The following is a 21,759-nucleotide window of genomic DNA, read 5'->3' as shown; positions in this document are numbered from 1 at the left end:
AGGATATCGAGGCGCTGACGGTTCCGCTCAAGAGGAGGTAAAACCTGAGCCCCTGCTCACGCGTCCCGCCTCCGCAGCAACACGTACCCGCCGAGCAGCGCAGCGACCACCCACAGCACCATGATCCCGAGACCGCCCCAGGGGCCGTACGGGGTGTCGTCGTCGATCCTCGGCACCACCTGCATGATCTTGCTGCCCGCCTGGTCCGGCAGGAACCGGCCGATCTTCTTCGTCGCGGAGACGTTCCCCAGGATGTTGGAGATCAGGAAGAAGAACGGCATCAGGATGCCCAGCGACAGCATCGGCGAGCGCAGCATCGCGGCCACCCCCATCGAGAACACGGCGATGAGGGTCATGTAGAGCCCGCCGCCGATGACCGCGCGCAGCACGTGCGGGTCGCCGAGGGCTGCCTTGTGCGAGCCCAGCATCGCCTGCCCGAGGAAGAAGGCGGCGAAGCCGGTCGCCATGGAGACGACGAGCGCGAGGCCGGTCGCCACCCCGATCTTGCCGGCGAGGAAGGTGCCGCGCTGCGGCACGGCCGCCAGCGAGGTGCGGATCATGCCGGTGCTGTACTCGTTGGACACGACCAGCACCCCGAACACGATCATCGCGAGCTGGCCGAGGCTCATGCCGGCGAAACTGATGTAGGTCGGGTCGAAGGACAGCCGGTCCTTCGCGCTCATGTTGTCGAACTCGTGCTTCGTCAGCGCCGAGATCAGCATGCCGAGGGCGATGGTGACGACCACGGCGAGGGAGAGGGTCCACACGGTCGAGGCCACCGACCGGATCTTGGTCCACTCGGACCGCACCACCTGGATCGCCGCCATCCTCAGCTCCTCTCCCAGTCGTCGCCCCAGGCCGACCGCTGCTCGGCGGGCGGGTCGGAATGCGCGTGGTACTCCACGGACTCGGCGGTCAGCCGCATGAACGCCTCCTCCAGGGACGCCTGCTGCGGGCTGAGCTCGTGCAGCACGATCTGGTGCTGGGCCGCCAGCTCGCCGATGTGCTCGGCCTTCCCGCCGTCCACCTCCAGCGCCCCGCTCCCGGACTCCACGACGGTGACGCCGGCCTCGTGCAGCACGTCGAGCAGGCGCTCGCGCTGCGGGCTGCGCACCCGGACGTAGGAGCGCGAGTTCTGCTCGATGAACTCGGCCATGGAGGTGTCCGCGAGCAGCCGGCCCTGGCCGATGACGACCAGGTGGTCGGCGGTGAGCGCCATCTCGCTCATGAGGTGGGAGGAGACGAACACCGTCCGGCCCTGCGCGGCCAGCGACTTCATCAGGGTCCGGATCCAGTGGATGCCCTCGGGGTCGAGGCCGTTGACCGGCTCGTCGAACATCAGGATCCGCGGATCGCCGAGCAGCGCGCCCGCGATGCCGAGCCGCTGCCCCATGCCCAGGGAGAAGCCCTTGGCCTTCTTCCTCGCCACGCCGGTGAGACCGACGGTGTCCAGCACCTCCGCCACCCGGCTGCGCGGGATGCCGTTGCTCTGCGCGAGGCAGAGCAGGTGGTTGTAGGCGCTGCGCCCGCCGTGCATCGCCTTCGCGTCCAGCAGGGCGCCGATGTACTTCAGGGGATCCTTGAGGCGGTCGTAGTGCTTGCCGTCGATGCGGACGTCTCCGGCCGTCGGCCGGTCGAGACCGAGCATCATGCGCATCGTCGTCGACTTGCCGGCGCCGTTGGGTCCCAGGAACCCGGTGACGATGCCGGGTCTGACGGTGAAGGTCAGGTCGTTGACCGCCACCTTCTCGCCGTAACGCTTCGTCAGGCCCGCCAGCTCGATCATGCGGCCACGCTAAGACGGCTCCCGGGCCGGTGCCACCCGAGGACTCCGGGCACGGCGAAGGCCCGCACCTCCGGGGGAGACGGTACGGGCCTTCGGACGTACTGCTGGTTAGCGGGACTGCTGAGCCGGAACCCCACGGGAGATCGGCTCGTCGTCGGCCGGCGTGCCGGCGGCGGCCACCGCGGCGCCCGTGAGCGTCGCGAGCATCTCGCGGACGTTCGTCAGCTGGGCGTTGATGCTGTCGCGGCGGTTGGTGAGGGCGGCCAGCTCGCGCTCGGATTCCGAACGGATCCGGTCGGCCTTGGCGTTGGCGTCCGCCACGATGTCCTCGGCCTGACGCTGGGCCGTCTCCACCGTCTGGCGGGCGCGGCGCTCGGCGTCCGTGCGCAGCTTCTCCGCCTCCAGGCGCAGCTGCTCGGCGCGGTGCTCGATCTCGGCGAGGCGCTTCTCCGCCTTGGCCTGGCGCGAGGCCAGGTCGCGCTCCGACTGCTCGCGGCGCTTGGCGAGGTTCGTCTCGAAGTCCGCGGCGGCCTGGGCGGCCTTGGCACGGGTCTCCTCGAAGAGGGCGTCGGCCTCCTCGCGCTTCGACTGCGCGTCCTTCTGCGCCTCGGAACGCAGCTGGGAGGCGTCGCTCTTGGCCTTCTCGACAATCCGGACGCCCTCGTCCTCGGCCTTGGCCTTGCGCTCCGCCGCGAACGATTCTGCGTCGTTGCGGACCTGCTGGGCCGCCGACTCGGCGAGCTCGCGGTGCTGCTCGGCCGCGCGCCGGGCCTCCTCGCGCAGATCCTTGGCCTCTTCCTCGGCGAGGCGCAGGATCTTCTCGACACGCGCGCCGAGGCCGGCGTACGACGGCTCCGCGTCGCTTACCTGAGCCTGGGCGTTCTGCGTCTCGAGGTGGAGCTCCTCGATGCGCTTTTCCAGAGCGGTGATGCGGGCGAGAGCGCTGTCACGGTCGGAGACGAGCTTGGAGATGCGTTCGTCCACCTGAGCGCGGTCGTACCCACGCCGCACAAGCTCGAAGCCGTAGGGGGAAGTGTCGCTCATGGGGTTCCTGTCAAATGAGACCGGTGAGGTGATAGGGGGAATCCTAGGGGCCGAAGCGGTGTGTCATCGAGCGGATACGTGTTTGATCTGGAGAATGACACCCCTTTTGAGTGGCTGACCCCCGGACGGCTTGCCAAAAATGTGGTCAAAGGCCCCTGACTGCATCGCAATTCGACCGGTCGGTCAGCCGTCCGAAGGCTTGCTACCCGAACGAGGGGCTCCGACCGCGGCACCCGCCTTGACACCCGCGTCCTTGCCCGCCGACGGGGCCTCGAAAGACTCCAACGCCTCCAGGACGTCCTGGACACGGGAGATCTCGGCCTGGATGTCCTCGCGCCGGCGCACCAGGATCTCCAGCTCTCGCTTGCCCTCCTCGACCGTGGCCTTGGCCTCGCGGATCGCCTCCGCCCTGAGCTCCTCGGCCTCCCGCACGAGCGCCGACTTCTTCTGCTCGGCCTCCTTGAGCAGGCCCTCGGCCTTCTTCACGGCGGCGATACGGACCTTGCCGGCCTCGGAGTTGGCCTCCGACACCAGCTCCTTGGCCTTCGCCTGGGCCTTGGCGAGCTGCTCCTCGGCGGCCTTGATCAGCGCGTCGCAGCGGTCGCCGGTGGACTTCATCGTCTCGGCGGCCTCGCGGCGGGCCCGCTCGTGCAGGGCCTCGATCTCGCCCGTGATGCGGTCGCGCAGCTCCTCCGCGCGCTCCCGGATCTGCGTGGCGTCGCGACGGGCGCCGACCAGGAGCTCGTCCGCGTCCGTACGGGCCTTCTCCACCAGCGAGTTGCCCTCGACCGTCGCCTCCGACACCAGCCGGTCGGCCTCCTTGCGGGCCGCGCCCACCATGGTGTCGGCCTGCGCCTCCGCCTCGGCGGTCGTCTGGTGCGCCTGCTGCTGCGCCTCGGTGAGCAGCTTGTCGGCCTCGGCCGTGGTCTCCGTGATGAGCGTGTCGACCTGCTCGGCCACGTCCTGACGCCGCTTGTTGGCGTCCTTGCGGGCCTCGTCCAGGGTGCGCTCGGCCTCCTCGCGCGCCGAGTTGACCAGCCGCTCGGCCTCCGCCGCCGCCTGGGCCTTGGCCCGCTCGGACTCGCTGCGGATCCGCTCGGCGTGCTGCTGGGCGGAGCCCACGGTCTCGGCGGCCTCCGCGCGCAGCCGCTCGGCGTCGCCGGTGGCGTCCGCGATGAGCTTCTCGGCCTTGGCGACCGCCTCGGCCCGCGTCCGCTCGGCCTCGGCGACCGTGTCGGTGCGCAGCTTGTCGGTGTCCCGGACGGTCTCCGTGGTGAGCCGCTCGGCCTCGTTGCGCGCCTCGGTGATGAGCGTGTCGGCCTGCGTCGCCGCGTCCGACCGGATGCGGTTGGCGTCCTCGCGGGCGTCCGCCCGGGTACGCGCGGCCGCCTGGTCCGCCTCCGCGAGGGCGTCCGAGACCTCCGTACGCACCCGCTGCGCGTGCTCGGCCGCGTCCGAGCGCAGCCGCTCCGCCTCCGCGATCGCCTCCGAGACGGTGCGCTCGGCGAGCGCCTTGGCGGCGTCCGTCTCCTCGGCGGCCTCGCGCCGGATGCGGTTGGCGTCCTCGGTGGCCCGCTCCCGCTCCGCGTAGGCGTCGGCGCGGACCCGGTCCGACTCCTCCTCGGCCTCCCGCCGGGTGCGGTCGGCCGCGTGCTCGGCGGCGCTGCGCAGCCCGGCGATCTCCTCCTGGGCCTGCTCGTGCAGCCCGGCCACGGAGTCCCGTACCTGCTGGGCGTGGAGCTCGGCCGCGGACACCATCTCGTTGGCACGCCGGTCGGCCTCCTCGACCAGCCGGACCGCCTCGGTCTGCGCCTCCTCGACCCGGTTGCGGGCGGAGGCCAGCAGCTCCTCGCTCTGCTCCCGGGCCTGCCGGCGCTCCTGGTCGGCCTCGGTGCGCGCGGCGCTGAGGAGTTCCTCGGCCTCGCGGCGGCGCCGGTTGGCCTCCTCCTGGGCCGCGGCCAGCGTCTCCGACGCCTCGGTGCCCAGCCGCTCGGCGGCGGCCTGCGCCTCGGCCCGCACCCGGTCGGCGGTGTCCTGCGCCTCCGACTTCAGCCGCTCGGCCTCGGCCGCGGCCTCCGAACGCAGGCGTACGGCGATGGCCTCGCCCTCCGCACGGGAGGCCGACGCGTCCGACGCGGCCTCGTCGCGCAGCCGCTGGGCCTCCTCCTCGGCCTGCTGCTGAAGCGTGCGAATCCGCTCGGCGGCCTCGGCGCGCAGCCGGTCGCCCTCCTCGGCGGCCTCGCGGCGGATGCGCCCGGCCTCCTCGCGGGCCTCGGTCAGCGCCCGCTCGGCGGCGGTCAGCCGGTCCTCGGCCTCGGACTGCAGCCGCGTCAGCTCCGCGGCGGCCTCCGCGCGGCGGGTCTCTATGGCCCGCTCGGTCTCCTCGCGCAGCTCGCGCGCGGCCCGCTCGGCCTCCGCCCTGATGCCCTCGGCCTGCTCGGCGACCTCCTCGCGGTGCCGCTCGGCCTCCTGACGGGTGCGCTGCAGGGTCTCCTCGGCCTGCCGGCGCAGCGTGGTCGCCCGCTCGATGGCCTCGGTGCGGACCTTCTCGCTGTCCGTGGTCGCGCTCTGGCGCAGCTCGTCCGCGTCCGCCTTCGCCTTGGAGAGCAGCTCCTCGGCGGTCTTGGCGGCCTCCTCGATCTGCGCCACGGCCTCCTTGCGGGCCTCGGCGCGGATCTTCTCGCCCTCGGCGACCGCGTCGGAGCGCAGCTGCTCGGCCTCGCCGCGCAGCCGGCGGGCCTCCTCCTGCAGCTCGACCGTCTTGGCGCGGTACTCCTTGGTGTCGTCCTTGGCCGCGCCCTTGAGCTGCTCGGCCAGGTCGTGCGCCTCGGCACGCAGCCGGTCCGCCTCGGCCTCGGCCTCGGAGCGGATCCGCTCGGCCTCCTCGGCGGCGGCCTTGGTGGTCTTCCTGGCGTCCTCCTGCGCGCGGTTGAGGACGTCCTCGGCGGTCTTGGCCGCCTTCGACAGCTGGGTGGCGCTCTCCTCGGCGGTGATCGTCCGGGCCTTCTCGGCGGCCTCGGCGACGATCCGCTCGGCCTCGGCGCGGGCGTCCGCGACGGCCTGCTCGGCGTCCGCCTTGGTCGCCTCGGCCTCCTTGGTGGCCTCCTGGACCAGCCGGGCGACCTGCTCCTTCGCCGTGCGCGTGCGCTGCTCGTTGGCCGACTCGGCGCTGGAGAGGGCCTTCTCGGCCTGCGCGGTCGCCTCGGTGACGAGCTTGTCGGCCTCCGCCTGCGCCTTGCGCAGCGCCTCCTCGGCCTCGGCCATGCGCTGCTCGGCGGCGCGGCTGAGCTCCTGCGCCTGCCGGCGGGCCGAATCCGACTCCGTAACCGTGGAGTTGCGCAGCTGCTCGGCGTGGTCGGTGGCCTCCTGGGCCTGCGTGGACGCGGCGTTCAGCAGGCGCTCGGCGTCCGCGCGCGCCCGGCGCAGCAGCTGCTCCGCCTCCGCGCGCGCCGACTCGGCCTCGCTCTGCAGCCGCTGCCGGGCCTCCTCGGTCAGCCGCTCGGCCTCCGCGCGGGCGGCGGCCATGGCCTGCTCGGCCTCGGCACGGGACTCGTCCAGCAGCCTGCGGGCCTGCGACTCCGTACGGGCCCGCAGCTGCTCCGCCCAGGCCACGTTCTCGTTGACGTGCGACTCGACGGTCTGCCGGCGCTCCGCGAGCTCCTGGTCCAGCTGCTGGCGGCGGGTGACCGCCTCCTGGTGCAGCTCGGCCTGCAGCCGGGCGGCGTTCTCGGCGTGCTCCTGCAGGATGCGCTGGGTCTGCGCCCGGGCCTGGCTCAGCTCGCGCTCGGCCTCCTGGCGCAGCTGGTCGGCCTGCATCTGCGCGTTGCGCAGCAGCTGTTCGGCCTGGTAGCCGAGGTCACCGCCGTCGAAGGCGGGCCGGGACATGATGGTGCGGCGCGCCTCGTGCAGCTTGGCGCGCAGCACCTCGACCTGGTAGCCGAGGTCCTCGGCGTGCTGGATCGCCTTCTCCCGCTCGGTCTTCAGCCGATCCATCTCGGCCTCGAACCGAGAGAGGTGGTCGACGTCAGCCGCCGGCTCTCGCTCCTGGCGTTCGTAGCCCCGCACTGCGCGGTCCCATCCGTCCCCTGGTCGCATGTCTGGCCATACGAGCTCCGTCCGTCCGACGGACGGAGCCCCCGGGGAATGGTGTCAGATCAACGGCGGAGCATGGGCTGCTGCCCCGCGCTCGCCCCCCGAAACCCGGACCCCGGCGTGCGGCCACCCCGGTTCGAGGAGCGACCGCCCCCAACCCTACCGGCCCATATGTACGGCGGTCAGTGCTCAGGTGACTCAACAGGCGCCGAAGTGACCAGTTCTGTCAGTACGCCGTGACAATCCTTGGGGTGCAGGAACGTGATCCGTGACCCCATGGAGCCACGTCGCGGCTCTTCGTACAGAACGCGTACGCCCTTGTCCTTGATGTCGGCGGCGTCGCCGTCGACATCCGCCGTACCGAAAGCGATGTGGTGGACGCCCTCGCCGTTCTTGTCGAGCCACTTGGCGACCGTCGAGTCGGGTCGCGTCGGCTCCAGGAGCTGCAGGTAGGAGGCTCCGCCGTCCGAGGTTTCGTTGATCTTCAGCATGGCCTCGCGGACGCCCTGCTCCTCGTTGACCTCGGAGTGGAACACCTCGAAGCCGTACGTGGCCCGGTAGAACTCGACGGTCTTGTCGAGATCGAAACAGGCGATTCCGATGTGGTCGATTCGCGTCAGCATGTTTGTCAGTGCAGCGCTCTTCGGATGGTTACGCAACGTGCGCGCGATCACACCGACGGCCCGGTGACGGCACGGAGTGCCACTCAGTACATTCGAAGTAAACCCTCGTTCACTCCTCGGCAGTGCAGCCGGAAGGGGATCGCACCTCATGACTGGAACGAACAGCACGACCTCGGTGATCGTCGCGGGCGCCCGAACGCCCATGGGACGGTTGCTGGGCTCGCTGAAGTCCTTCTCCGGAGCCGACCTCGGCGGCTTCGCGATCAAGGCCGCCCTCGACCGTGCGGGGATCGGCGGCGACCAGGTGCAGTACGTGATCATGGGCCAGGTGCTCCAGGCCGGCGCGGGCCAGATCCCGGCCCGCCAGGCCGCCGTGAAGGCGGGCATCCCGATGAGCGTCCCGGCGCTCACGATCAACAAGGTGTGCCTGTCCGGCCTCGACGCCATCGCCCTCGCCGACCAGCTGATCCGCGCCGGCGAGTTCGACGTGATCGTCGCGGGCGGCCAGGAGTCCATGACCAACGCCCCCCACCTGCTGCCGAAGTCCCGCGAGGGCTTCAAGTACGGCGCGATCGAGATGCTCGACGCCATGGCGTACGACGGCCTGACCGACCCGTGGGAGAACATCCCCATGGGCCAGTCGACCGAGAAGCACAACACGCGCCTCGGCATCCAGCGCCCCGAGCAGGACGAGATCGCCGCCCTGTCCCACCAGCGCGCGGCGGCCGCCCAGAAGAACGGCATCTTCGAGGCCGAGATCACCCCGATCGAGATCCCGCAGCGCAAGGGCGAGCCGGTCGTCTTCAGCAAGGACGAGGGCATCCGCGGCGACACCACCGTGGAGTCCCTGGGCAAGCTGCGCCCGGCCTTCACCAAGGACGGCACGATCACCGCGGGCACCAGCTCCCAGATCTCGGACGGTGCGGCGGCCGTGGTCGTGATGAGCAAGGCCAAGGCGCAGGAGCTGGGCCTGGACTGGATCGCCGAGATCGGCGCCCACGGCAACGTGGCCGGCCCGGACAACAGCCTGCAGTCGCAGCCGTCGAACGCCATCCAGCACGCCCTGAAGAAGGAGGGCCTGAGCGTCGAGGACCTCGACCTCGTCGAGATCAACGAGGCCTTCGCCGCCGTCGCGGTGCAGTCAATGAAGGACCTCGGCGTGTCCACGGAAAAGGTGAACGTCAACGGCGGTGCGATCGCCCTGGGCCACCCGATCGGCATGTCCGGCGCCCGTCTCGTCCTGCACCTGGCCCTGGAGCTCAAGCGCCGGGGCGGCGGTGTCGGCGCGGCCGCCCTGTGCGGCGGCGGCGGTCAGGGTGACGCGCTGATCGTGCGGGTACCCAAGGCCTGAACCCTCTGTCGTACGTACCTCTCTGAACGGAGCTGTGATGCAGGACGTCTCCACACTCGTCGCCCAGGCGAGGGAAGGCCGGCCGCGAGCCGTGGCCCGGCTGATCTCCCTGGTGGAGGGGGCGTCCCCGCAGCTCAGGGAGGTCATGGAGACACTCGCCCCGCTGACGGGCAACGCCTATGTGGTCGGTCTGACGGGCTCACCAGGCGTCGGCAAGTCCACGTCCACGTCGGCGCTGGTGACGGCGTACCGCAAGCAGGGCAGGCGGGTCGGCGTCCTTGCCGTCGACCCGTCCTCCCCCTTCTCGGGCGGCGCCCTGCTCGGTGACCGCGTCCGCATGTCGGAGCACGCCTCCGACCCGGGCGTCTACATCCGCTCGATGGCGACCCGCGGCCACCTCGGCGGGCTCGCCTGGGCGGCCCCGCAGGCCATCCGCGTCCTGGACGCGGCGGGCTGCGACGTGATCCTGGTCGAGACGGTCGGCGTCGGCCAGTCGGAGGTGGAGATCGCCTCCCAGGCCGACACCAGCGTCGTCCTGCTGGCCCCCGGCATGGGCGACGGCATCCAGGCGGCCAAGGCCGGAATCCTGGAGATCGGCGACGTCTACGTCGTCAACAAGGCCGACCGCGACGGCGCCGACGCCACCGCCCGCGAGCTCAACCACATGCTGAGCCTCGGTGAGTCCCGCGGCCCGGGCGACTGGCGGCCCCCGATCGTCAAGACGGTCGCCGCGCGCGCGGAGGGCGTCGACGAGGTCGTGGAGGCTCTGGAGAAGCACCGCGCGTGGATGGAGGAGCGCGGCGTCCTCGCCGAGCGCCGCCAGGCCCGCGCGGCCCGCGAGGTCGAGACGATCGCCGTCACGGCCCTGCGCGAACGCATCGGAGACCTCCACGGCGACCGCCGCCTCAGCGCCCTGGCGGAACGCATCGTCGCCGGCGAACTGGACCCGTACCGCGCGGCGGACGAGCTGGTGGCGGGCCTGACCCAGGGCTGAACGCCGCCGTCCCGCCCCGTCCGGAGTGCGAGGTCCGGGGCCCCGGTCGCACCGGCGGGCGGGGCCCTGTTCGGACTCCGCCCGCCGGCCTGCCGGTCGGCCGCCTAGGGGCGACCCCGCTGCCCGCGCAGGTGTTCCTGGATGGGCTTGAGGGCCTTGTCGAGTTCCGACAGGGCCTCGGGGGACAGCAGATCGATGAAGTGCCGCCGTACGGACGCCACATGGTGCGGTGCGACCTTCTGCATCGTCTCCATGCCGTGCTCGGTCAGCACCGCGTACAGGCCGCGCCGGTCGGACTCGCAGTTCTCCCGGCGGACGAGGTTCGCGTTCTCCATGCGGGTGATCTGGTGGGAGAGCCGGCTCTTGGACTGGAGGGTGGCGGACGCGAGGTCACTCATCCGCATCCGTACGTCCTCCGACTCGGAGAGGTTCACCAGGATCTCGTAGTCGTTCATTGTCAGGCCGAACGGCTGCAGGTCCCGTTCGAGCTGGTACGTCAACAGCCTGTTGACCTCCAGGTGGGTGCGCCAGGCGCACTGCTCCGCATCGGTCAGCCAGCGCGTGGCCGTCTCGGTCTCCATGAATGAAGTCTACCTAAGAAGTTGAAAAGCGAACTAGTGAGGGTTTTCGCGTGACGGTGCGCACACGTTCGACGTCACACTCCGCAGACTACCGCTCACAGCCCGAAGCGACGCTGGAGGTCTCCCAGCTGTCCGGGAAGGCGCGGTGCCCCTCCCGGCTGTGAGGGCCCTGTGAAGGGCCCCCCGGAACCGGGGATTCCGGGCTCCTGCGGAACCACCCCCGTGGCCTGCTCGGCCATGAGGGTCTCGGACGACTGGAGCAGGACCGTGCCCGCCCCGACGAACTCGAACTGGTGCTCCTCTCCGGAGGCCCCTCCGAGGCCCGTCATCGCACGTAGACCGCCCATCACGCCGGTCATGTAGCCGTGGTCGTAGTGGTGGCACGGCGAGGGGCAGTCGGCCCAGCCGACGAGCGCCTGCGGGTCCACCCGGATCGGGGGTTCCATGAACACCACCGGACCGTTAGATGCGGCCACGAACTTTCCGGTTCCGATGAGTGTCAGAAAACCCGGCACGATCGATTGCTTGAGGGCGAGACTTGGCTGAAAAGCGAGCAAGTTGCCGGAGCGAATGGTCAGGTTGCCGTCGTCCAGGTCGTACGAATTCACGTCGAAGGCCCGGTCGGCGAGGAGCATCTTGCCCGAGCCCTCCGCCACGACCCAGTCGCTCGCGTGCAGAGGCGAATGAAAGGACGTGCGGACAAGTCGGTCGAGTCGGCCGTGCCCGACGCCGTTGAACTCCATCGAGCCGTAGTAGGCGATCATCTTCCCCTTCTGCAGGAACCACTGGCTCCCCTTGAGCTCGACGCAGAAGGTGTACTTGTTGACGTTGTCGTCGACAGGCAGCGTCATGGGGTCGTAGACCGTCGGGCCGCCGCCCGGAGCCCCGTACATGCTCACAGCTTCTCCTCCGAGGCCTGGACGTAGACGGTGCCGCTGCCGCTGAGCTCCAGTTGGAAGGCCTCGCCGGAGCCGCGGCCCACCATGTCGCGCCAGCCGAGGGCGGTCGACAATTTGTTGCGCACGTCCCCGTAGTGGGCGACGTACGCCTGCGGATCGACGTGCACGGCCCGCCCCGGGGTGATCGGCACCTCGAAGACCCCGCCGTGCGCCATGACGGCCACCGACCCATGGCCCTTCAGGGTCGTGGTGAACAGTCCCTGCCCGGTGACCTGCCCGCGCACCATGCCCATGACCCCGCCCTGCGAGCCCATGAACATCGTGCCCTGCTGGAGCGTGCCCTCGAAGGCGAGCAGCCGGTCCGCCTCCACGTACAGGGTGTCGCCGGTGAGGTCGATGACCTGGACGTGGTGGCCGCCGTGCCCGAACAGCACGGTCCCGCTGCCCTCGACGCTCATCAGCGGCGTCGCCTCGTTGGCCACCCGGCGGCCGATCATCGACATGATCCCGCCCTGGCCGCCCTGCATGTTGGGCGTGAAGGACACCTCGCCCTTGTACGCGAGCATCGCGCCGCGCTGACTGAACAGCCGCTGGCCCGGCACCACCGTGGCCTCGACCATCTTGGAGTTGATCTCCCGGAAGCCCATGTCAGACGTCCCCCGCGATCGTGTTCCGCTCGCTCGGCTGGACGTACACGAGCCCGTCCCCCTCGAACCGGATCTGGAAGGCCTCGCCGCCGCCCTCCCCGAGAAGGGTGCGGAAGGTCACACCGGACTGGAAGGACTGCCGCAGGTTCCCCTGGTGCGCGATGTACGCGCCGGGGTCGACGGTCAGCGGGTACTGCGCGCTCACCCGCAGCACCACCGCCGGCCCGTCCGACATGATCGCCGCCTGTCCGTGCCCCTCGACGGTGGTCGTGAACAGCCCGTTTCCCTGGGAGGCCCCCCGCAGACCGGTGAAGGTCGTGCCGGTGCGCAGGCCCGCGTCCGTGGCGAGCAGGTTGCTCGACTCCACGAACAGCTTGTCCCCCTGGAGACTGACCAGGTTGATCTCGGACGCGCGGTCGGCGAACCAGCACGTTCCCTGCCCCCGCACCTCCATCACCGTCATCTGCTCACCGGTGAGGCGCCGCGTCACCATCCCCCGCAGCCCCTCCCCACCGCCACTGAGCTTCTTGAACGCCATCTGACCGTCGTACGCGACCATCGAGCCGTTCTTCGCCTTGACGGCGTCCCCGGTCATCTCGACGGCGAGCACCTTGGTGCCTTGAAGTCGGAACATCGCCACGCAGTGAAGGTAGCCGCAGGGCGGGTGGACACAACAGATCCCACGGGTGGACTCCGCCCCTGACCCGACCCTTAGGCCCTGCCGCCACCCCCCGACCCACGTCCGCTCGCCCCTTTGTCACAATGGGGAGCGCTTGTGCATCCGTTCACAAAGAGCGACCTGTCTCCCACCGAAGGTGACCCGTGGACCTCAAGACCGCCACCGCCATCCGACGCCTCCGACTCGTCTCGGCTCCCGAGGCCGTCTCCTTCCTGCTCCTGCTGCTCTGCTCCGTACTGAAGCGGACGACGGACTTCAACGCGGTGCCGGTGATGGGCATGGTCCACGGCGTTCTGTTCATCCTGTACGTGATCTTCTGGGCCGACGCCTGGAACCGCACCAAGTGGCCGCTGCGGACCGCCGCCGTCTACTTCGTCCTCTCCGTCCTGCCGACGGGCGGGTTCTTCGCGGAGCGCAAGCTCAAGCGGGCCGCCGAGGACGAGGTCATCGCCTCCCGCGCCCGCGCGGAAGGGATCGTGAACGCATGATCGTCGCCTTCTCCGTGACCCCGCTCGGGGTCGGCGAGGACGTCGGGGAGTACGTCGCCGACGCCGTCCGCGTGGTCCGCGAGTCCGGCCTGCCCAACCGGACCGACGCGATGTTCACCAGCGTCGAGGGCGAGTGGGACGAGGTGATGAACGTCGTCAGGCGGGCCGTGGCCGCCGTGGAGGCACGTGCGCCCCGCGTCTCCCTGGTCCTCAAGGCGGACATCCGCCCCGGTGTCACCGACGGCCTCACCTCGAAGGTGGAAACGGTGGAACGGCACCTGGCCCAGTAGCCCTCAGAGCCCGAAAAACCCTGGCCCGCAAGAGCCGGGGTTTTTTCACACCACCCCTTTGAGCGTTCGCTCAAAACAACGTACCCTCACTTGAGCAGTCGCTCAAAAACTCGTCGACAACCCTGGGGGACGCATGGCCCGGACCGGGCTCTATGTGGAGGCGCGCATCCACACGCACCTGGAAGACCTCTGGACCCACACCCAGAACCCCGCCGCCCACCAGCGCTGGGACCTCCGCTTCACGGAGATCTCCCACCTGCCCCGCACCGAGGGGGAACCGCAGCACTTCCGTTACGCCACCCGGGTGCTGCCCTTCCTCACCGTCGCCGGCACCGGCGTCTCGGCGGGGGAGCGGGAGCGCCCGGACGGCACCCGCACCTCCGCCCTCCGCTTCTCCTCCCCGCACCCCCTCTCCCTGCTGGCCGAGGGCAGCGGCTACTGGCGCTACGTCCCGGACGGCGACGGAGTCCGCTTCCTCACCGGCTACGACTACCGCCCCCGCTGGGGCGCCTTCGGCAAGGCGGCCGACCTCCTCCTGCTCCGCCCCCTGATGGGCTGGGCGACGGCCTGGTCCTTCGACCGCCTCCGCCTCTGGCTGGAGCGGGGCATCACCCCGGAGCGGGCGCTGCGCAACTGGCTGGCCGAACTGCTCGTACGCGCCCTCCTGGTCACCGCGGGCTGCGCCGGGTTCGGCCTGGAACACCGGTTCCTGCGGCTGTCGGGCCCCCTGGCGGCGCCGATGGCCTACGCCTGGCCCCTGCTGCTGGCGGTGACCATCTCCCTGGCCCTGTTCACCGCACCGCTGCCCTGCACCCCGGCGGCCCGCCGCTGCCTGCGCACACCCCCCACGCCCGTGCGCGCCCCCCGCCTCCTGCGCACCCTGGGGACGCCCCGATGACGACGAGGACTCGGTCGATCTTCCGCACCGCCATGGGAGCCGACTTCGACCGCCTCCACCCTCAACTCCGGCGCCGCTTCTCGGTCGGCCTGGCGAGCGGCGAGGCGTGCACCGGCCGCGGTGTGATGGATCGCATCTGGCACGGCGCGCCCTGGGTGAAGCCCTTCCTCGCCCTCGGCGCGACCCGCAACATCCTGGTCCCCAGCCCCGGCCGTGACGTCCCCTTCGTGATCGAGAACGTCCCGTACACGGACACCTTCGGCCGTGAGACGGTGAGCTTCGTGCGCACCTTCGACCTGCCCGGCCGCCCCCGCCGCTTCGACGCCCAGATGGTCCTGAGCCCCAAGAAGGACCGCGTCCTGGACTACCTGGGCACCCACCAGCACCTCGCCAGCGACCTCCACCTGCACGCCGAGCCGGACGGCTCCCTCCTCATCCGCTCGGGCGAACACCGCTTCAGAGAGGGCATGGTGGACGTCAGGGTCCCCGAACTGATCGGCGCCACGGCACAGGTGCGCGAGTCCTACGACGAGCCGACGAACCGCTTCCACATCCAAGTGAGCGTGGTGAACAGACACTTCGGCCCGCTCTTCGGCTACGAGGGCTCCTTCGAGGCGTCGTACACGGACATCCGCAAGGCCATCCGCCCGGGCCTGCGACCGGTGCGCGAGGAGCGCCGAGCATGAGCCCGGAGACGGCCAAGTCCCGGGAGACGAAGACCAAACTGCTCGAGGGGGCCCTGAACGTCCTCACCGAGCAGGGCATCGCAAAGACCTCGGCCCGCACCATCGCGTCAGCGGCAGGAGTCAACCAGGCCCTGGTCTTCTACCACTTCGGCTCCGTGGACGAACTCCTGGCCGCGGCCTGCCGGCACGGCGCCGAACAGGCGGTCGGCCGCTACCGCACCCGCCTGGCCGCGGTCACGTCCCTGTCCGAACTCCTCACGCTGGGCCGACGCATCCACGAAGAGGAACGCGAGGGAGGCCACGTGGCCCTCCTGGGCCAACTGCTGGCCGGCGCCCAGACCCACGCCTCGCTGGGACCGGCCACCGCAGCGGGCCTCGACCTCTGGATCGCGGAGATAGAGAGGACCCTCACCCGAGTCCTGCCCAACACCCCCTTCGGGGAGTTCGCCGACGCGAGAGGCCTGGCCCGCGCCGTCGCGGCGTCCTTCGTGGGCATCGAACTCTACGAGGGAGTCGACCGCCAGGGAGCCCACGCGGCCCTGGACGCCCTGGAACAACTGGGCGCCCTGGTGGCGGCCCTGGAGGACCTGGGCCCCATGGCCCAACGAGCGATCCGCCACCACCTACGCCGCCGAGCCTGAAAAGACCGCACCCCCGGGGCAGCCGACGACGGCGAGAAGGGGACGGGGTGGGGGGCGCCCGCCCGCAGCGTCGGGCGTCCACGCCGCGCACAAGAAAACCAACAGAACCGCCCGACCGAGGACGGACACCCCCCACCCCGTCCCCGCCCCACCCCCTCACCCGTCCCCAGCCACCAACGCGATCCCCAACGGCGTCCGCTCGTACAGCACTTGATGCCCGTAGCGCCGCGCGACCAGCAGCCCGGCGTCCCGCAGCAACGTCAGATGCGCGGAGACGGAGGACGGTGCGAGCCCCAGCCGATGGGCGAGCGCGCCGGTCCCGGCCGGTTCGTCGAGGGCGGCGAGCACGGCGGCACGCCCCCGCCCGAGGAGCCGTACCAGAACCTCCGGAGTACGCTCGGCCGGCTCGGCCCACAGCCCCCCGATCCCGCGGGCCGGATACGCGAGGGTGGGCTGCCAGGGCGGATCGAAGGTGCTGACCACGTCCGGCCAGATGAAGACGCTGGGCAGCAGAACGAGCCCCTGCCCGGCCAGCTCACGCTCGTGCTCGCCGCGGAACTCGACGGTCAGCGTCCCGGCCTCCCAGCCGAACCGCCGGTTGATCTCCGGCAGCAGCCCGCCGAGCCCCACCTCGGCCAGCCGCCGCGAGTGAAAGGCGATGTCGGCCTCCAGCAGGGCGCGCAGCCGCGGCCAGTCCGGTGCGATCAGGGTCCGCCAGACGCCCTCCATCGCGTCCGCGAGTTCCTGGACCATCCCGCCAGGATCCGCGAGCCACCGCTCGGCCGCCGCCGAGTCGAGAGCACCCGGAGTATCGGCGAGGGACTTCACTGTGTCCGCGAGAGCGACCTCCGGATCACTGGCCCGCACCGCCGCGATCTCCTCTTCGAAAGAAGCATCCGGCCCAATAGGAGGAGGGCACAGCCAGTCGGGACAGTGCCCGGGCTGCGGCATCAACAGCCACAGACCACCGAGGTCCAGCCCACGCGCCACCTCACCGACGCGCCGCAACCAGCGCGCGTGATAGCCGTGCCGTTCGGGCCGCTTGAGCGTGCGCACCAGCTCCTGCGTCTCCCACAACGGAGACACGGCGAACCGGCACCGCAGAAAATCGTCCTCACCGAACCGCAGCCGCGAAGGCACCCCGATCCACCCGCCCACAACATTCGCCTGACGCCGAATCTCTAGGATGCCCCAGCCATCACCCCCAAGCTGCTGCCCATGTCCGCAGCAGCACCCGCACCCCCAGCTTCCACCGGCTACACAGCCGTCTTCGCCGTCCGAGAGTTCCGCGCGGTCTTCGCGGCCCACGCCCTCTCCCTCCTCGGCCTGATCGTCAGCGAGATCTCCCTCTCCGTCCTCGTCTACGACCTGACCGGCTCCCCCCTGATGAGCGCGCTCACCTTCGCGCTCGGCTTCCTGCCGTACGTGATCGGCGGCACCCTGCTCGCGGGCATCGCCGACCGCTTCCCGGCCCGCCGGGTGCTGGTGTCGTGCGACCTGCTGTGCGCGGGCTGCGTGGCGCTGATGACGACGCCGGGCGCGCACATCGGCGTACTGCTGGCCCTGCGCTGCGGCGTCGCGGTGGTCTCACCGGTGTTCCAGGGCACCCGCCTGGCCACGCTGGCCGACATCCTCGGCGACGGCGACCGTTTCGTGCTGGGCCGGTCGCTGCTGCGGATCGTGTCGCAGAGCGCGCTGCTCGTCGGGTTCGGACTGGGCGGCCTGCTGCTGATCGTGGTCTCGCCGCGGCACGCGCTGCTGATCACGGTCGGCACCTTCTGCGCCTCCGCGCTGCTGCTCCGCTTCGGCACCCGGCGCAGGCCCGCCCGGACCGGCGCGGCGGCCCCGCTGGTGAAGGACTCCCTCAGGGGCGCCCGCCAGGTCCTCGCCGACCGCCGGGTCCGCGCCCTGCTGCTGCTCTTCTGGCTCCCGCCGATGTTCGCGGTGGCGCCGGAGGCGCTGGCGGCGCCGTACGCGGACGAGCTGTCGGCGGGCTCGGCGGGCCTGGGCCTGCTGATGTGCGCGCTGCCGGTCGGCACGATCGCCGGCGAGCTGTACGCGGGCTCCCGGCTGCGCCCCGCGACCCGGGAACGCGTCGCGCTCCCTCTGCTCTGTGCGACGGTCCTGCCCTATGCCGGCTACGCGCTGCGCCCCGGCCTCGCCGCCTCGCTGGCCCTGCTGCTGGTCGCGGGCGCCGCGTCGGCGTACACCCTCGGCCTGGACCAGTGGTTCGTGCGGGCGGTGCCGGAGGAGCTGCGGGGGCGGGCGATGACGCTGCTGCAGGCCGGGCTGATGACGATCCAGGGGGTGGGGATGGCCCTGGCGGGGGTGGTCGCGGAGTTCGCCGGGGTCAGGGCGACGGTGGCGGGGGCGGGAGTGCTGGGGGTGCTGGTCTGTGTCCTGCTCGCCCGGGAGGCCCGCCGTACGGAGGTCCCAGAACCCTCCGGACCGATGGGCGAGACGGGGCTGACCACCATGTGACCGGCCGGTAAGGTCAGGGGCGTGCCGAAGCCGCTCAGTCTTGCCTTCGATCCGATCGCCCGCGCCGACGAACTCTGGAAGCAGCGCTGGGGCAACGTGCCGTCGATGGCGGCCATCACGTCGATCATGCGCGCGCACCAGATCCTGCTGGCCGAGGTCGACGCGGTGGTCAAGCCGTACGGGCTGACGTTCGCGCGCTACGAGGCGCTGGTGCTGCTCACCTTCTCCAAGGAGGGCGAGCTGACGATGTCCAAGATCGGCGAGCGCCTCATGGTGCACCCCACCTCGGTCACCAACACGGTCGACCGCCTGGTCAGGTCGGGTCTGGTGGCCAAGCGCCCCAACCCCAACGACGGCCGCGGCACCCTCGCCTCCATCACCGACAAGGGCCGCGAGGTGGTCGAGGCGGCCACCCGGGACCTGATGGCCATGGACTTCGGCCTCGGGGTCTACGACGCCGAGGAGTGCGGGGAGATCTTCGCGATGCTGCGGCCGCTGCGGGTGGCGGCGCACGACTTCGACGAGGACTGACCCCGCACCGACCCCGCCCAAGATCTCCCGGAACGGGCGGTTACGCTCGACGCCATGAAGAAGAGCGTGCTGACCCGCTACCGCGTCATGGCCTACGTCACCGGTGTGCTGCTGGTCCTGCTGACCCTGGGCGTGATCGCCAAGTACGGGCTCCACCTCGACGGGGCGGACAAGTTCACCACCTTCGTGGGGATCGCGCACGGCTGGCTCTACGTCGTCTACCTGGTCTTCGCCTTCGACCTGGGCTCCAAGGCGAAGTGGCCGGTCGGCAAGCAGCTGTGGGTGCTGCTCGCGGGGACGATCCCCACGGCCGCCTTCTTCGTCGAGCGCAAGGTCACCCACGAGCTGGAGGCCAGGGTCGCGGACGAGGCTCCGGTCGCCGCGAAGGCGTAACCACACCGCCGTACGGGTTTGTACGGCGGTCCGCCATCGACATTTACTTGGACGTCCTAGTAAATTCGAGGGTATGGACGCTGACGCCATCGAGGAAGGCCGCCGACGCTGGCAGGCCCGCTACGACGCCTCCCGCAAGCGGGACGCCGACTTCACCACGCTCTCCGGTGACCCCGTGGAGCCGGTGTACGGGCCCCGACCAGGGGACACCTACGAGGGATTCGAGCGGATCGGCTGGCCGGGGGAGTACCCCTTCACGCGCGGGCTGTATCCGACCGGCTACCGCGGGCGTACCTGGACCATCCGCCAGTTCGCCGGGTTCGGCAACGCCGAGCAGACCAACGAGCGCTACAAGATGATCCTCGCCAACGGCGGCGGCGGTCTCTCCGTGGCCTTCGACATGCCGACCCTCATGGGGCGCGACTCGGACGACGCGCGGTCGCTCGGCGAGGTCGGCCACTGCGGGGTCGCCATCGACTCCGCCGCCGACATGGAGGTCCTCTTCAAGGACATCCCGCTCGGCGACGTCACGACGTCCATGACGATCAGCGGGCCCGCCGTGCCGGTCTTCTGCATGTACCTCGTCGCCGCCGAGCGGCAGGGCGTGGACCCCGCAGTCCTCAACGGCACGCTGCAGACCGACATCTTCAAGGAGTACATCGCGCAGAAGGAGTGGCTCTTCCAGCCCGAGCCGCATCTGCGCCTCATCGGCGACCTGATGGAGTACTGCGCCGCCGGAATCCCCGCCTACAAGCCGCTGTCGGTCTCCGGGTACCACATCCGCGAGGCGGGTTCCACGGCCGCGCAGGAGCTGGCGTACACGCTCGCCGACGGCTTCGGCTACGTCGAACTGGGGCTCTCCCGCGGCCTGGACGTCGACGTCTTCGCGCCCGGCCTCTCCTTCTTCTTCGACGCGCACCTCGACTTCTTCGAGGAGATCGCCAAGTTCCGTGCGGCCCGGAGGATCTGGGCCCGGTGGATGCGCGACGTGTACGGAGCCCGGTCCGAGAAGGCCCAGTGGCTGCGCTTCCACACCCAGACCGCCGGTGTCTCCCTCACCGCCCAGCAGCCGTACAACAACGTGGTGCGTACGGCCGTGGAGGCGCTCGCGGCGGTGCTCGGCGGGACCAACTCGCTGCACACCAACGCCCTCGACGAGACCCTCGCCCTGCCCAGCGAGCAGGCCGCGGAGATCGCGCTGCGCACCCAGCAGGTGCTCATGGAGGAGACCGGGGTCGCCAACGTGGCCGACCCGCTGGGCGGTTCGTGGTTCGTGGAGCAGCTGACGGACCGGATCGAGGCGGACGCGGAGAAGATCTTCGAGCAGATCAAGGAGCGGGGCCTGAGGGCACACCCCGACGGGCGGCACCCCATCGGGCCCATCACCTCCGGCATCCTGCGCGGGATCGAGGACGGCTGGTTCACGGGAGAGATCGCGGAGTCCGCGTTCCGCTACCAACAGGCCCTGGAGAAGGGCGACAAGAGGGTCGTCGGCGTCAACGTCCACACCGGGTCGGTCACCGGGGACCTGGAGATCCTGCGGGTCAGCCACGAGGTGGAGCGGGAGCAGGTACGCGTGCTGGGCGACCGCAAGGCCGCCCGCGACGAGACCGCCGTCCGGTCGGCCCTCGACGCCATGCTCGCCGCCGCCCGCTCCGGCGCCAACATGATCGAGCCGATGCTGGACGCCGTACGCGCCGAGGCGACCCTGGGCGAGATCTGCGGGGTGCTGCGGGACGAGTGGGGGGTCTACACGGAGCCGGCCGGCTTCTAGGCCCCGCCGTCAGCGCGGATGCCGGGGGGCCCGGCCCCTCGGCACCCGCAGCCTCACGAGCTGAGGCCCGCCGGCACTCACGAGGTAAGCTCCACCATCACTCACGAGGCAAGACCCACAGCACTCACGAGGTCAGCCCCACCAGCAGGATCCGGGTGAAGCCGCGCACCCACTCCTCGTCCGCCGCCTCGGCGCTCACCAGCGTCCGGTGCACCACCGCGCCCGCCACCACGTCGAAGATGAGGTCGACCGTGCGGGCCGCCTCCGCGGGGTCCGACTCCGGCGGCAGCTCGCCGCGTTGCTGCGCGCGCTCCCGGCCCTGCAGGACCAGCCGCTTCTGCGGCTCCACGACCGATGTGCGGATCCTTGCGCGCAGGGCGTCGTCGCGGGTCGACTCCGCGACCACCGCCATCAGGCCGCACGCCGCCTCCGGGCGGGCGAGGATCGCCGCGAACTGCAGGACGACGCCCTCGATGTCGGCGGCGAGGCTGCCGCGGTCGGGCAGGCGCAGTTCGTCGAAGAGTTCCGCCACCGCGTCGACGACCAGTTCGTTCTTGCCCGCCCAGCGCCGGTAGAGGGTCGTCTTCGCAACCCCGGCCCGCGTCGCCACGTCTCCCAGGGTGAGCTTGGACCAGCCCAGCTCCACCAGCGCCTCCCGCGTGGCCGCCAGGATCGCGGCGTCCGCGGCGGCGCTGCGCGGGCGCCCGGTGGCGCGGGGGGCGCGGGTGCGGCTCTGCATCCCAAGACCATAACCGGCGGTTCCCGTGACGCAGTGAGGGAGATCACCGAGGGGTGGTGTCCCGGAGGCACTCAGTGCCATTACGCTACGACTCGTAGCGAAAGCTCGCGCGCGGCTCGCGCGAGTGACGCTCGTGAGTGAC

Annotated in this window: 22 protein-coding genes; 11 read left to right on the top strand and 11 right to left on the bottom strand. The window is 71.0% G+C overall.

What is annotated here, in order from left to right; genetic code table 11:
* Positions 1-56 precede the first annotated feature (56 nt).
* The 5 genes from ACIGDI_RS09595 to mce all read right to left on the bottom strand — a co-directional run bounded on the left by ACIGDI_RS09595 (position 57) and on the right by mce (position 7,545).
* A complete protein-coding gene (locus tag ACIGDI_RS09595) occupies positions 57-827 on the bottom strand; it encodes an ABC transporter permease (protein ID WP_399893132.1) in 771 nt (256 codons plus the stop codon).
* Positions 828-829: 2 nt separating this feature from the next.
* Complete coding sequence (locus tag ACIGDI_RS09590; protein ID WP_399893129.1) at positions 830-1,786, bottom strand: ABC transporter ATP-binding protein; 957 nt, start codon at positions 1,784-1,786, stop codon at positions 830-832.
* Positions 1,787-1,894: 108 nt separating this feature from the next.
* A complete protein-coding gene (locus ACIGDI_RS09585) occupies positions 1,895-2,830 on the bottom strand; it encodes a cellulose-binding protein (RefSeq protein WP_142142541.1) in 936 nt (311 codons plus the stop codon).
* A 183-nt stretch (positions 2,831-3,013) separates the two neighbouring features.
* Positions 3,014-6,895 (bottom strand): polarized growth protein Scy, encoded by a 3,882-nt coding sequence (gene scy / locus ACIGDI_RS09580; protein ID WP_399893126.1) that lies wholly within the window; start codon positions 6,893-6,895, stop codon positions 3,014-3,016.
* A 209-nt stretch (positions 6,896-7,104) separates the two neighbouring features.
* A complete protein-coding gene (mce, locus tag ACIGDI_RS09575; RefSeq protein ID WP_093906564.1) occupies positions 7,105-7,545 on the bottom strand; it encodes a methylmalonyl-CoA epimerase in 441 nt (146 codons plus the stop codon).
* Positions 7,546-7,693: 148 nt separating this feature from the next.
* Here mce and ACIGDI_RS09570 point away from each other — a divergent pair, with 148 nt between their 5' ends.
* Together ACIGDI_RS09570 and meaB are read left to right on the top strand one after the other, a co-directional pair.
* Positions 7,694-8,896: an acetyl-CoA C-acetyltransferase gene (locus ACIGDI_RS09570; protein ID WP_399893122.1), complete on the top strand. Its 1,203-nt coding sequence runs from the start codon at positions 7,694-7,696 to the stop codon at positions 8,894-8,896.
* Positions 8,897-8,933: 37 nt separating this feature from the next.
* Positions 8,934-9,890: a methylmalonyl Co-A mutase-associated GTPase MeaB gene (meaB, locus tag ACIGDI_RS09565; protein WP_399893119.1), complete on the top strand. Its 957-nt coding sequence runs from the start codon at positions 8,934-8,936 to the stop codon at positions 9,888-9,890.
* Between the two features lie 104 nt (positions 9,891-9,994).
* On the opposite strand, the gene ACIGDI_RS09560 is transcribed toward meaB, so the two are convergent.
* The 4 genes from ACIGDI_RS09560 to ACIGDI_RS09545 all read right to left on the bottom strand — a co-directional run bounded on the left by ACIGDI_RS09560 (position 9,995) and on the right by ACIGDI_RS09545 (position 12,651).
* A complete protein-coding gene (locus ACIGDI_RS09560; RefSeq protein WP_200699370.1) occupies positions 9,995-10,471 on the bottom strand; it encodes a MarR family winged helix-turn-helix transcriptional regulator in 477 nt (158 codons plus the stop codon).
* A gap of 95 nt (positions 10,472-10,566) precedes the next feature.
* Positions 10,567-11,364 (bottom strand): AIM24 family protein, encoded by a 798-nt coding sequence (locus ACIGDI_RS09555; RefSeq protein ID WP_200699371.1) that lies wholly within the window; start codon positions 11,362-11,364, stop codon positions 10,567-10,569.
* Positions 11,365-11,366: 2 nt separating this feature from the next.
* Positions 11,367-12,017, bottom strand: coding sequence for an AIM24 family protein (locus ACIGDI_RS09550; RefSeq protein WP_200699372.1), 651 nt, complete (start codon positions 12,015-12,017; stop codon positions 11,367-11,369).
* A 1-nt stretch (position 12,018) separates the two neighbouring features.
* The gene (locus tag ACIGDI_RS09545) at positions 12,019-12,651 is read right to left on the bottom strand and encodes an AIM24 family protein (RefSeq protein ID WP_200699373.1); all 633 of its coding nucleotides are present in this window, start codon (positions 12,649-12,651) and stop codon (positions 12,019-12,021) included.
* A 188-nt stretch (positions 12,652-12,839) separates the two neighbouring features.
* On the opposite strand from ACIGDI_RS09545, the gene ACIGDI_RS09540 reads away from it, so the two are divergent.
* From ACIGDI_RS09540 to ACIGDI_RS09520, 5 genes are all read left to right on the top strand, one after another.
* The gene (locus ACIGDI_RS09540) at positions 12,840-13,184 is read left to right on the top strand and encodes a DUF3817 domain-containing protein (RefSeq protein WP_399893114.1); all 345 of its coding nucleotides are present in this window, start codon (positions 12,840-12,842) and stop codon (positions 13,182-13,184) included.
* On the top strand, positions 13,181-13,474 hold the full coding sequence (locus ACIGDI_RS09535; RefSeq protein ID WP_399893110.1) for an MTH1187 family thiamine-binding protein: 294 nt from the start codon (positions 13,181-13,183) through the stop codon (positions 13,472-13,474). The genes ACIGDI_RS09540 and ACIGDI_RS09535 overlap by 4 nt, the downstream gene beginning before the upstream one ends.
* Positions 13,475-13,607: 133 nt before the next feature.
* Positions 13,608-14,372 (top strand): hypothetical protein, encoded by a 765-nt coding sequence (locus ACIGDI_RS09530; RefSeq protein WP_272178870.1) that lies wholly within the window; start codon positions 13,608-13,610, stop codon positions 14,370-14,372.
* A complete protein-coding gene (locus ACIGDI_RS09525) occupies positions 14,369-15,058 on the top strand; it encodes a DUF4166 domain-containing protein (protein WP_399893106.1) in 690 nt (229 codons plus the stop codon). The genes ACIGDI_RS09530 and ACIGDI_RS09525 overlap by 4 nt, the downstream gene beginning before the upstream one ends.
* Entirely contained in the window at positions 15,055-15,699 is a 645-nt protein-coding gene (locus ACIGDI_RS09520) for a TetR/AcrR family transcriptional regulator (RefSeq protein WP_399893103.1), read from the top strand. The genes ACIGDI_RS09525 and ACIGDI_RS09520 overlap by 4 nt, the downstream gene beginning before the upstream one ends.
* Before the next feature lie 156 nt (positions 15,700-15,855).
* Here ACIGDI_RS09520 and ACIGDI_RS09515 read toward each other — a convergent pair whose 3' ends face one another.
* Positions 15,856-16,839: a DUF5937 family protein gene (locus ACIGDI_RS09515; protein ID WP_399893100.1), complete on the bottom strand. Its 984-nt coding sequence runs from the start codon at positions 16,837-16,839 to the stop codon at positions 15,856-15,858.
* Between the two features lie 78 nt (positions 16,840-16,917).
* Here ACIGDI_RS09515 and ACIGDI_RS09510 point away from each other — a divergent pair, with 78 nt between their 5' ends.
* From ACIGDI_RS09510 to ACIGDI_RS09495, 4 genes are all read left to right on the top strand, one after another.
* Complete coding sequence (locus ACIGDI_RS09510; RefSeq protein ID WP_399893097.1) at positions 16,918-18,180, top strand: MFS transporter; 1,263 nt, start codon at positions 16,918-16,920, stop codon at positions 18,178-18,180.
* 21 nt (positions 18,181-18,201) lie between these two features.
* Positions 18,202-18,711: a MarR family winged helix-turn-helix transcriptional regulator gene (locus tag ACIGDI_RS09505; protein ID WP_272178865.1), complete on the top strand. Its 510-nt coding sequence runs from the start codon at positions 18,202-18,204 to the stop codon at positions 18,709-18,711.
* A gap of 54 nt (positions 18,712-18,765) precedes the next feature.
* On the top strand, positions 18,766-19,104 hold the full coding sequence (locus ACIGDI_RS09500) for a DUF3817 domain-containing protein (protein WP_200704433.1): 339 nt from the start codon (positions 18,766-18,768) through the stop codon (positions 19,102-19,104).
* Positions 19,105-19,177: 73 nt separating this feature from the next.
* Entirely contained in the window at positions 19,178-20,878 is a 1,701-nt protein-coding gene (locus ACIGDI_RS09495) for a methylmalonyl-CoA mutase (protein WP_200704432.1), read from the top strand.
* Between the two features lie 124 nt (positions 20,879-21,002).
* Here ACIGDI_RS09495 and ACIGDI_RS09490 read toward each other — a convergent pair whose 3' ends face one another.
* Entirely contained in the window at positions 21,003-21,617 is a 615-nt protein-coding gene (locus tag ACIGDI_RS09490) for a TetR/AcrR family transcriptional regulator (protein WP_200704431.1), read from the bottom strand.
* Positions 21,618-21,759 lie beyond the last annotated feature (142 nt).

Source organism: Streptomyces sp. NPDC085900 (assembly GCF_044540925.1).
GTDB lineage: Bacteria > Actinomycetota > Actinomycetes > Streptomycetales > Streptomycetaceae > Streptomyces > Streptomyces gilvifuscus.
Note: the sequence above shows the minus strand (reverse complement) of the source record. Positions and strands in the feature narration are given on the sequence as shown.